The sequence below is a fragment of the Herminiimonas sp. genome, from assembly GCF_030645555.1.
GTDB lineage: Bacteria > Pseudomonadota > Gammaproteobacteria > Burkholderiales > Burkholderiaceae_D > Oxalicibacterium.
Window position 1 is genome coordinate 1 of sequence record NZ_JAUSME010000082.1, and the last position, 10462, is coordinate 10462.

At 55.4% G+C, this 10462-nt stretch carries 9 protein-coding genes and 1 tRNA gene; 7 read left to right on the forward strand and 3 right to left on the reverse strand.

Features of this window, described 5'->3' with window-relative positions; genetic code table 11:
* The first annotated feature begins 103 nt into the window (after positions 1 to 103).
* A tRNA-Thr gene (locus tag Q7T06_RS03185) sits at positions 104 to 179 on the forward strand.
* A 480-nt stretch (positions 180 to 659) separates the two neighbouring features.
* On the forward strand, positions 660 to 1163 hold the full coding sequence (locus Q7T06_RS03190) for a universal stress protein (protein ID WP_304780036.1): 504 nt from the start codon (positions 660 to 662) through the stop codon (positions 1161 to 1163).
* A 119-nt stretch (positions 1164 to 1282) separates the two neighbouring features.
* On the opposite strand, the gene glpK is transcribed toward Q7T06_RS03190, so the two are convergent.
* Both glpK and Q7T06_RS03200 read right to left on the reverse strand, forming a co-directional pair.
* Positions 1283 to 2779, reverse strand: a complete 1497-nt coding sequence (glpK, locus tag Q7T06_RS03195; RefSeq protein ID WP_304780059.1) for a glycerol kinase GlpK — start codon at positions 2777 to 2779, stop codon at positions 1283 to 1285.
* A 10-nt stretch (positions 2780 to 2789) separates the two neighbouring features.
* The gene (locus tag Q7T06_RS03200) at positions 2790 to 3680 is read right to left on the reverse strand and encodes an SMP-30/gluconolactonase/LRE family protein (protein WP_304780039.1); all 891 of its coding nucleotides are present in this window, start codon (positions 3678 to 3680) and stop codon (positions 2790 to 2792) included.
* On the opposite strand from Q7T06_RS03200, the gene Q7T06_RS03205 reads away from it, so the two are divergent.
* The 4 genes from Q7T06_RS03205 to Q7T06_RS03220 all read left to right on the forward strand — a co-directional run bounded on the left by Q7T06_RS03205 (position 3664) and on the right by Q7T06_RS03220 (position 7967).
* The gene (locus Q7T06_RS03205; protein WP_304780041.1) at positions 3664 to 4662 is read left to right on the forward strand and encodes an NAD(P)-dependent oxidoreductase; all 999 of its coding nucleotides are present in this window, start codon (positions 3664 to 3666) and stop codon (positions 4660 to 4662) included. The genes Q7T06_RS03200 and Q7T06_RS03205 overlap by 17 nt on opposite strands.
* Positions 4663 to 4679: 17 nt before the next feature.
* A complete protein-coding gene (locus Q7T06_RS03210; protein WP_304780043.1) occupies positions 4680 to 6449 on the forward strand; it encodes an ABC transporter ATP-binding protein/permease in 1770 nt (589 codons plus the stop codon).
* A gap of 80 nt (positions 6450 to 6529) precedes the next feature.
* On the forward strand, positions 6530 to 7324 hold the full coding sequence (locus Q7T06_RS03215) for a DUF3047 domain-containing protein (protein ID WP_304780047.1): 795 nt from the start codon (positions 6530 to 6532) through the stop codon (positions 7322 to 7324).
* Positions 7325 to 7505: 181 nt separating this feature from the next.
* On the forward strand, positions 7506 to 7967 hold the full coding sequence (locus tag Q7T06_RS03220; protein WP_304780050.1) for a hypothetical protein: 462 nt from the start codon (positions 7506 to 7508) through the stop codon (positions 7965 to 7967).
* A gap of 53 nt (positions 7968 to 8020) precedes the next feature.
* Here the strand turns inward: Q7T06_RS03220 and Q7T06_RS03225 are convergent, their stop codons facing one another.
* Positions 8021 to 9214: a M20 aminoacylase family protein gene (locus Q7T06_RS03225; protein WP_304780053.1), complete on the reverse strand. Its 1194-nt coding sequence runs from the start codon at positions 9212 to 9214 to the stop codon at positions 8021 to 8023.
* A gap of 263 nt (positions 9215 to 9477) precedes the next feature.
* On the opposite strand from Q7T06_RS03225, the gene Q7T06_RS03230 reads away from it, so the two are divergent.
* On the forward strand, positions 9478 to 10462 hold a 985-nt coding region (locus tag Q7T06_RS03230; protein ID WP_304780056.1), incomplete at its 3' end, for an AMP-binding protein.

Genomic DNA, 10462 nt, shown 5'->3' on the forward strand with positions numbered 1-10462 from the left:
GAGCGATTAATCCTCATTTAGCGGCTCTTCGAGGATGAAAACCATCCAAATTCGCTATTGCCACAACAGTTTCATGCAAATTTTTGGTAGAATAGCGGGCTTCGCTGATGTAGCTCAGTTGGTAGAGCAACTGATTCGTAATCAGTAGGTCGGGTGTTCGATTCGCCTCATCAGCACCAGTAATATCAAAGGGTTAGCGTAAAGCTAGCCCTTTTTCATTGCAAGGACGGTTCCGTCCTGCTCCAGCAAGCCCCTCCCGAAACCTGTAACGATCGTAGAAATGAGCGCTCAGCGCACATTATTAAGATTTGGTTAAGTTTAATTTAACGAATTCTTAATAAATACATTGACACTCGGCATGTGCTCACCTATCTTGAAGTTAAGTAGTTTCCCTTAAAGGGGAGTAGCCTCACTGCAGAAGCCGTCATTACGGGACATTCCCCGGCCTGCAGGCAACGGTAACGTTGTGGCGAGACCTTTACCGCATAGGTAAAGGTTTTTTTTCGTTCAAATCTTACGATGCAGGGAAGCCGCGGGATTGTACGGAGCAATTGGCTCAGACACAGCTGCAAAACCGATGCACAGGGAGGGCGCACGAAGACATCCATGAAGGCTATTTACATAAAATACTAACGTTCATATATTGCGAGGAGACCACCATGCTCAACATACTTATCCCTGTCGACGGTTCACGAACTGCATTGCGCGCAGTGGAATACGTGATTCAATATCGCGCATTGCATGATGAAGTGATCAACGTCAATCTGACGAATATCCAACCCCGGATGTCAAGGTATCTGACACGCTTTGTGCCATCGGGCAATGTCCGCATGTTTCAGCAAGAGCGCGCCGAAAAGGCAGTGGAAGCTGCAGTTGATTTACTGTCCAGGGCGGGAGTGGAACACTCGGTGCACATGGACAAGGGTGATGCGGCAGAAGCCATTGTTGCCTGCGCTGAAAAAACAAAGTCGCAGAAAATTGTCATAGGCACGACCAGGAAAAATGCATTGGCACGCTTCTTCCAGGGCTCGGTTGTCAATAAAGTGATGGCCTTGACGGATCTGCCGGTCGAAGTCGTTGCGAAGGAAAACGCGACCAGGCTCGAACGCTTCGGCATTCCTATCGGTGTGGGACTGACATTCTTGTGGCTGGCGGTAGAGTAAATTGCCTGTTGCGCACGCCGCGCTTTTCCAGCGTTGCTAATGCAATAGGCGGCTAGTCAGGCCGCAAAGGGTTGGCTTCCATGCCAGCCCTTTTTCATGTCCGCAATCGAGATCGGGAATCATATATCCCAGGCTTGGGCGCGCTGGACGGCGCGCCGCCATGTATGCAAGCGCTGGGCGCGTTCATCTGCCCGCATGTTCGGTTCAAAGCGCTTATCCATTTGCCATTGCGCTGCGATCTCTTCCTTCGAGTTCCAGAACGATACCGCCAGGCCGGCCAGATAGGCCGCGCCCAGGGCAGTGGTTTCCGTCACTACCGGCCTGATCACCGGTACATTCAATACATCCGCCTGAAACTGCATCAACATATCATTGCGCGCAGCGCCGCCATCGACGCGTAATTCCTGCAATGGCATGCGTGCATCCTTTTGCATGGCTTCAAGTACATCTGCAGTTTGATACGCAATGCTTTCCAGCGCTGCGCGCGCGATATGCGCCTTGTTGGTGCCGCGCGTCATGCCGACGATAGTGCCACGCGCATAGGGATCCCAATACGGCGCGCCCAGGCCGCTGAAGGCGGGAATGAACACGACGCCGCCTGCATCCGGTACGCTGCTTGCCAGTGCTTCCACTTCAGATGCCTGCTGGATGATACCCAGGCCGTCGCGCAACCACTGGATGGTTGCGCCACCCATGAAAACACTGCCCTCGAGCATGTAATCGGTAGACGCAGATGCGCCATCGCCCAGTGTCCAGCCTATGGTCGTCAGCAGTTTGTGCTGCGATGCAACTGCCAGCTTGCCGGTATTGAGCAACATGAAGCAGCCGGTGCCATAGGTATTTTTTGCCATGCCAGCTTGATGGCAAGCCTGGCCGAAGGTGGCAGCTTGCTGGTCGCCCGCAATGCCGGCAATCGGTATCGGCGTGCCGAACAGCGCTGTGTGCGTATGCGCGGCAACGCCGCTGCTGGAGACAACTGCCGGCAACAGCGAGCGCGGTATATCCAGGATGTCGAGCAGCTCTTCATCCCATTGCATGGTATGGATATTGAAAAGCAGCGTGCGCGATGCATTGCTGGTATCGGTGACATGCGCACCCGACAGCTTGAATATCAGCCAGCTGTCAATGGTGCCGAATGCAAGCTCGCCGCGCTCCGCCCTGGCGTGTGCGCCGGGGACATGATCGAGCAGCCATTTCAGCTTGGTGCCGGAAAAATACGCATCGAGCACCAGGCCGGTTTTTTGCTGGAACAAAGCAGCCTTGCCTTCGTCGCGCAATTGATCGCACAGCGCGGCAGTGCGCCTGTCTTGCCAGACGATTGCATTGGCGAGCGCTGTGCCAGTCTTGCGATCCCAGAGTACGGTGGTCTCGCGCTGATTGGTGATGCCGATTGCCGCAATATCGGATGCGCTGACATGATGGTCCTGCAGTACTTTTTGCGCGACCGAGAGCTGGCTGCGCCAGATCACATTCGCGTCATGTTCAACCCAGCCTGGTTCGGGGAAAATCTGCGGGAATTCCTGCTGCGCCAGCCCGTGTATTTTTCCAGCGTGATTAAACAGGATTGCGCGCGAACTGGTCGTGCCCTGATCGATCGCGAGTATGAATTTGCTCATCGCGGCTGGATCAGGCGAGATAAGCATGTTCGGGTAGCCCCGGCACATCAACGCGCAGACTCAAGACGCAGCCCGATAGCGGGTATTGCTCCAGTTCGGCCGCCGGACGATTCTTGCTCACGGTGGTGATATACAGCGTGCGCAAATCGTCGCCGCCGAATGCCATCATGGTCGGGCAACGTACCGGCAGCAGGACTTCACGCAGCACATCGCCGGCCGGCGACAGGCGCAGCAATCTGCCGCCTTCATACATCGCGCACCAGTAAGCACCTTCACTGTCGACTGCGGCACCATCGGGGCGGCCACCATAATCGTTTAGTTTGTCTGTCGAGAATTGCTTCAGCAAGCGGCTGGCGCCGGTAGCGCCGCTGCCTACATCAAAGTCGTATGCCGTGATGCGGTGTGCAGTGGTGTCGGCGTGATACAGGGTTTTGTTGTCAGGACTGAAGGCCACGCCGTTCGATACAGTGGCGCGCTTGCCGCTGTCGCGTATGGCGCCATGTTCGACGCAAAACAAGGCGGCATTCGGATGATCGCGCGGCTCGTATATGGTGCCGACCCAGAGCCGTCCTGCAGCATCGCAGCGGCCGTCATTGAAGCGTGTGGTCTGGGAGTCATACGGTGCGGGTGCGATGTCGCTCAGCTTGCCACTGGCGGTATCCAGCAGGGCCAGGCCGGAACGCAGTGCGACCAGCAAGCCGCCGGCTGCATTGCGGGCGATGCAGCCCGGTTCGGATGGCATGGTCCAGCTGCGATGTGCGCCATCGGCTGGAGTGAAGCGATGCACGGCATGTCCATCGATATCTATCCAGTACAGCGCAGCTTCCTGTGCATGCCAGAGTGGGCATTCGCCCAGTTGCATGCGCGTGGCCAGAATGGCTTGTATGTTTTCCGTCGACATCGCAGTTGCTTTTTGTAGGAAGAATGCGCCATTATGCAGTGAAAATGTTGAGCAAAAGGAGTTTGAATTGAACCAGTTAGCATCGAAACCTGCGATCGCCTTCCTCGGCATAGGCTTGATGGGCAAACCGATGGCGACCCGCTTGCTGCAAGCCGGGTATGAGGTCACCGTCTGGAATCGCACGCGCAGCAAGGCCGATGAACTGGCGCCGTTGGGCGCCAGGGTGGAGGAGCAGGCAGCAGTGGCGGTGCGCGCAGCCGATATCGTCATCACGATGCTGGAAGCGGGGCCGATCGTGGCGCAAGTGATAGCTGCTGCGTTACCGGGCTTGCGTCGCGGCGCAATCGTCGTGGACATGAGCTCTACCCGCCAATCCGAAGCACAGGATGCGCATGCCAGGCTGGCCGCGCATGGCGTGCGCTTCATTGATGCGCCGGTGTCCGGCGGTGTGGTCGGCGCACAGGCTGGTTCGCTGGCGATCATGGCGGGCGGCAGCGCAGAAGATTTTGCCGCAGTCGAGGCCGTGCTGGCAACGATGGGCCGCCCGACGCTGGTGGGGCCGGCCGGTTGCGGCCAGATTGCCAAATTGTGCAATCAGCTGATCGTCGGCGGCACCCTGAACATCGTGGCGGAAGCGCTGCTGCTGGCACAAGCTGGTGGTGCCGATCCGGTTGCGGTGCGTGCTGCGATACGCGGTGGTTTTGCAGAAAGCCGTATACTGGAAGTACATGGGCAACGGATGCTGGAGCGTAATTTCCTGCCGGGTGGCCAGGTCAAGAGCCAGTTCAAGGATCTGGAAAATATCTTGATCGCTGCCGCCGATGCCGGTTTGCGTTTGCCGGTAACCGAGCTGGTGACGAATAACTATCAAAGCATTTTGCAGCGGACGCCGCAGGCGGATCAATCGGCCGTGCTGCTGGCCTTGGAACAGGTCAATCCCGGACTGCGCCTGGGGACGGCTGCAGATCAATTGCCCGGATGATAGTGCAGCATGCCGCCATGCCGAAAGAGCGCATAGACCGGCGCGCCATATGGCGTTTGATTCAGCCTTACTGGGTATCGGAAGAAAAGTGGCGCGCGCGCGGCTTGCTGCTGGCGATCGTCGCCCTTGCGCTGGGCATGGTGTATCTGGAAGTCTTGTTCAATACATGGAACCGCGAATTTTATAATGCGCTGGAAACCAAGAATTACCAGGTATTCATCGAGCAGCTGTGGCGCTTCAGCTATCTTGCATTTATCTTTATTGCAGTCGCCATTTATCGCATCTACCTGACGCAATCGTTGCAGATGCGCTGGCGTGTATGGATGACGAAACAGTACATGGCACGCTGGCTGGATCATCGAGCCTACTATCGGATCGAGCAAAAACATGCGGCGGACAATCCCGACCAGCGCATAGCGGAAGACTTGAATTTTCTCACCAGTGGAACACTGTCACTGTCGCTAGGATTGTTGTCCAGCGTGGTGACACTGCTGTCCTTTATCGGTATTTTATGGTCGGTCAGCGGGCCGATTTCCTTCCTGCTCGGCACACAGGAAATAACGATTCCCGGTTACATGGTGTGGTTTGCGATTGCCTATGCCGGCATAGGATCGGCGATCGTTGGTCTGGTTGGCTGGCCGCTGATAGGAAAGAATTTTTATCAACAGCGTTTTGAAGCCGACTTCCGTTTTGGCCTGATACGCGTGCGTGAAAATGCCGAAGCGGTGGCCCTGTATCGCGGTGAAGCCCAGGAACAAGCCCAGCTCGACAGCCGCTTCCAGCGCATACGAGACAATTGGTGGGGCATCATGCGCACCACCAAAACCCTGAATCTGGTTTCCACGTTTTATTCACAGTTTGCAAATATCTTCCCCTTCCTGATGGCTGCGCCACGCTATTTTTCCGGCGCCATCACGCTGGGTGGATTGATGCAGATTAGTTCTGCGTTTGGCCAGGTACAGGGCGCGCTGTCATGGTTCATCACCGCATTCAGCGATCTGGCAGCGTGGAAGGCCAGTGTGAATCGACTGGCCGGATTCCATGCTGCAGTCGATGCAGTACATGCCGATATCGACGGTGTGATGGTGACGCAAAATAATGTGGGCGCGATCCTGATCGATCAGCTGCGACTTGATTTGCCGGATGGATCCCCGCTCACTGTCACGTTTTCAGCTGATATCCAGGCCGGGCAACGCATACTGGTGGCCGGCCCATCGGGCTGCGGCAAATCAACCTTGCTGCGTGCGCTAGCCGGTATCTGGCCTTATGGCAGCGGCAGCATGGAAATTCCCAAGAGCTGGAAGCTGTTGTTCCTGCCGCAAAAAAGTTATTTGCCTATCGGCACCCTGCGCGCTGCCATCGCTTATCCTGCCAGCGAAAAAACCTACACCGATCTGGCGATCCAGCATTACCTGGATTTGTGCAAATTGCCGCATCTGAAAGCGCAGCTTGATCAGGCCGACAACTGGAGCCAGCGTTTGTCGCCGGGCGAGCAGCAGCGCGTGGCATTTGTACGTGCATTGCTGATGCGTCCCGATGTCTTGTTCATGGATGAAGCGAGCAGTGCGCTCGATACGGAAACTGAAGATCTGGTGTATCAACTGCTATTACAGGACTTGCCAGAGGCGGCCATGGTCAGCGTCGCCCATCGCGAAAATGTGGCGAAATACCATAAAATACGCTGGCAATTCAGCGCCGGCGTGCAGGCATCTATCGTCACCGGCGACGAAGCTGAGCGCAAGCCTTATGCGATTCAATGCATCAAGGCGGGAAAGTCGCAGACATGAGCCAGCCTGGACGGTCCGGAATCACCGGTATCGGGCGTACACTGCATGGTTAATACATCGGTCACTATTTTTACAAAAACATGAAATCACTTTCCATTCATATCGCCCTGTTGTTTTCGCTGGCCGGCTGTGCACAGGTGCCGGGCAATCGGGAAGTGGCGCCACCGCAAGCATCGGAGGAGATGGATATCACGCTCTTTTCCGAGAGCGCGCTGGGCAGCATGCCGAGGGAATGGGAGCCGATGATCATCCATCGCAATAAAAAGCGGACTGAATATGCATTGGTTTCCGATCAAGGACAAAAGGTCTTGCATGCACGGGCTGTCGGCGCATCCTCGGGTCTGATGCAGAAGGTCGATATCGATCCGATGAAGGAGCCGCAACTCAGCTGGAAGTGGCGCATCAGCGGTCTGATTGAGTCCGCTGACAATACCGATCGCACACTGGAAGATGCGCCGGCACGGATTATCCTTGGCTTTGATGGCAACAAGGATGACTTGCCGTTTGCCGATCAGATCATGTTTGAAACCGCGCACCTCTTGACGGGGCGGGAGCTGCCGTATGCGACGCTGATGTACATCTGGGGCCGCAAGGCGCCGGTCGATACCATCATCGCGAATACCCGCAGCAGTCGCATCAAAATGATCGTCGCCGCTACCGGACCCAAGGACGTCGGTGAATGGAATACATTTTCGCGCGATATCGTGGCGGACTATGAACGCGCGTTTGGCGAAAAGCCCGGCAAGTTGATAGGCGTAGGCGTATTGACTGATACCGACAACACCGGCGAGACGGTGGAAGCCTGGTATGGCGATATTCAACTCACGCCAAATGAGCCTATGGTCGATCTGTATCTGCCGGTAGCCACACCTTAAGTCGTTTCTGTTCCATCCGAATTATTTGCGTTAAAATAGCGGCAGGCATGCAGGATGCCTGATCTCGCAAAAGCTGATGCACCTGTGTTTGCAATTTTCTGTTTGCGAATCCGCAATATGAAGTCCGCAACGTTAAACCCTTGAAGCCGTAGCGAGAAACGGTACTTTGAAAGGAAACGTCATGTGGTCTACTTCTCTTCCCGTTAGCAACAACTCCCGCAACGACTTCGCTAGTCATCTCAGCAACAGCGATTTTCTACGTCGTTATGCACGTCGTCTATTGCGCGATGCGCGTTCGCTGGAATCCAGCAAATCACTACCAGTTTTGCGCCGCGTCATCGCGACGAAGGTAATGCCAGAATTGCGCATTACCGATCTGTATGCGGTACGTACAAGCATGCAACTCAAACATATTCTGCATACATTGGCAAAAGAACTAGGCTACGCTGCGTGGGAGCTCTGCAAACAAGATATTGATGTTTGCAGCACTGCAAAACTCGACCGCTATCGTCTGGAATTGGGGATGTTTGGTGACTTCCAGCAGAACTGGTTTTCCGATGCAGCCACTGCGTTGGATTGGCAGAAGGTGAATGGCGGGTATCTGGTCGCTTATGGGAGCCAGACCGTTGCGATATTGGCTTGACGCTTGCTCATCGATTCTTCAGACCATGAAGAATCGATGCCTGCCAACAGACTTTATTGCTGTTTCAGAAATGCTTCGGCCAAACGGACCCAGTAAGTTGCGCCTATCGGCAGCAAGTCATCGTTGAAATCGTAACTCGGGTTGTGCAGATTGCACGGCCCCAGACCGTGGCCAGCCGAGCGATGAGCGCCTTCGCCATTGCCGATGAATACATAGCAGCCGGGTTTGTTCTGCAGCATGAAGGCAAAATCTTCCGCGCCCATCGTCGGCTCAGTTTTGGCATCGACGTGCTCCACGCCGACAATGGATTGCAATACTTCAACCGCAAAGGCAGTTTCTTGCGCATGATTGATCAGCGGTGGATAGTTGCGCTTGAAGCGGAAGTCCACCGTTGCATCGAATGCCTGCGCGGTATGCTCGGCGATCGTGCGCATGCGGGACTCGATCAAATCCAGCACGTCCAGATTGAAGGTACGCACGGTGCCTATCAGGGTGGCGTCATCGGGAATCACATTCGTCGCGCTGCCGGCATGGATTTGCGTGATCGACAATGCGGCGGCATCGATAGGGCTCTTGTTGCGCGTAATGATGGTTTGCCAGCTTTGTGCAATCTGCACCGCCACCATGATCGGATCTATGCCTTTGTGCGGTTGCGCTGCATGCGCACCCTTGCCGCGCACGAGCACTTCAAACTCATTGCTCGATGCCATCATCGGCCCTGCCGTCACGCCGAATTGACCGACCGGTATGCCCGGCCAGTTATGCATGCCGAACACTGCCTGCATAGGGTATTTTGCAAACAGGCCGTCGTCCATCATGCGCTTGGCGCCGCCGCCGCCTTCTTCTGCAGGTTGAAAGATCAGATACACCGTGCCGTCGAAATTCTTGTGCTGCGACAGATAATGCGCTGCGCCCAACAGCATCGCGGTATGGCCGTCGTGGCCGCAGGCGTGCATCTTGCCGTCGTTCCTTGATGCGTGCGGGAAGGTATTGATTTCCTGTATCGGCAGCGCATCCATGTCGGCGCGCAAACCGACTGCGCGAGCGCTGCTGCCATGCTTGATGACGCCGACCACGCCGGTCACGCCCATGCCACGTATAACAGGGATACCCCATTCGGTCAGTTTTTTTGCCACCAGTTCAGCTGTATCGTGCTCTTCGAAACAAAGCTCGGGATGCGCGTGAATTTCACGGCGTATGGCTTGCAGTTCGTGATGAAACTTGATGATGGGGTCGATCAACTTCATGGCGTCTCCACATTTTTACAGCGCACGGCTTTCGATGTTTGAGGCATGGAAATCGTTGCACGATGAACCGCCTATCTTACGCCAACTCGATAGGGTTTGTTAGCGCGATAGTTGCAGCGGGCAGGATCAAGAGCAGCAAGCTGCTCTTGTGCGCATGCTGATCAAAATGCTTGCACGCCGACGTTCTGGACGCTAGCATCAATGTGTGCGGCTAAGCCAATCCTGAAGACAACTCGAATAACAAACAGAGACTAGGGGTGGAGATGGGGAAGTTTTGGTTGCAGTCTTATTCCAAGGGCGTACCGGAGGAAATCGATCCCTCGCAGTATGGCTCGCTGGTGCAATTGCTGGAAGAATCGTTTCAAAAATATGCTGACCGCAATGCCTACGTGTGCATGGATAAATTCCTCACCTATGGCGAAGTGGATGTGTTGTCGATCAAGCTGGGCGCATGGTTGCAAAGCACAGGTTTGCCCAAGGGCGCGCGCGTGGCGCTGATGATGCCGAATGTGCTGCAGTACCCGGTTGCGCTTGCGGCCGTGTTGCGCGCCGGCTTTATTGTGGTCAATGTCAATCCTCTATACACGGCACGTGAGTTGCAACACCAGCTGGTGGACTCCGGTGCGCAAGCCATCATCGTGCTTGAGAATTTTGCCGGCACGCTGGAGAAGGTCATCGCCTGCACGCAAATCCAGCATGTCGTCATCGCGACGATCGGTGATTTGATGGGCAGCCTCAAGGGCGCCATCGTCAATTTTGTCGTCAGACACATCAAGAAGAAAGTGCCGGCCTTTTCACTGCCCGGTGCGCATGCTTTCAATGATGTATTGGAGCAGGCATCCGGCATGACGATGCAGCGACCTGCGCTCTATCCGCATGATGTGGCGTTCCTGCAATATACCGGAGGCACGAGCGGGACTGCCAAAGGCGCCATGCTGACGCACCGGAATATCATTGCCAATGTGTTGCAGAATGAAGCCTGGATAGCGCCGGCACTCGACATGGAAGCGAAGAACAAGGCGCTGACATTTGTTTGCGCACTGCCGCTTTATCATATCTTCGCGCTGACGGCGTGCTGCATGGTGGGCACCCGCATGGGCGCGATGAATATCCTGATTCCGAACCCGCGCGACATCCCGTGTTTCATCAAGGAATTGATGACATATAAAATCAACCTGCTGCCAGCAGTCAATACCTTGTACAACGGCTTGCTCGGCGATCCCAATTTTGCCAAGGTCGATTTTTCCG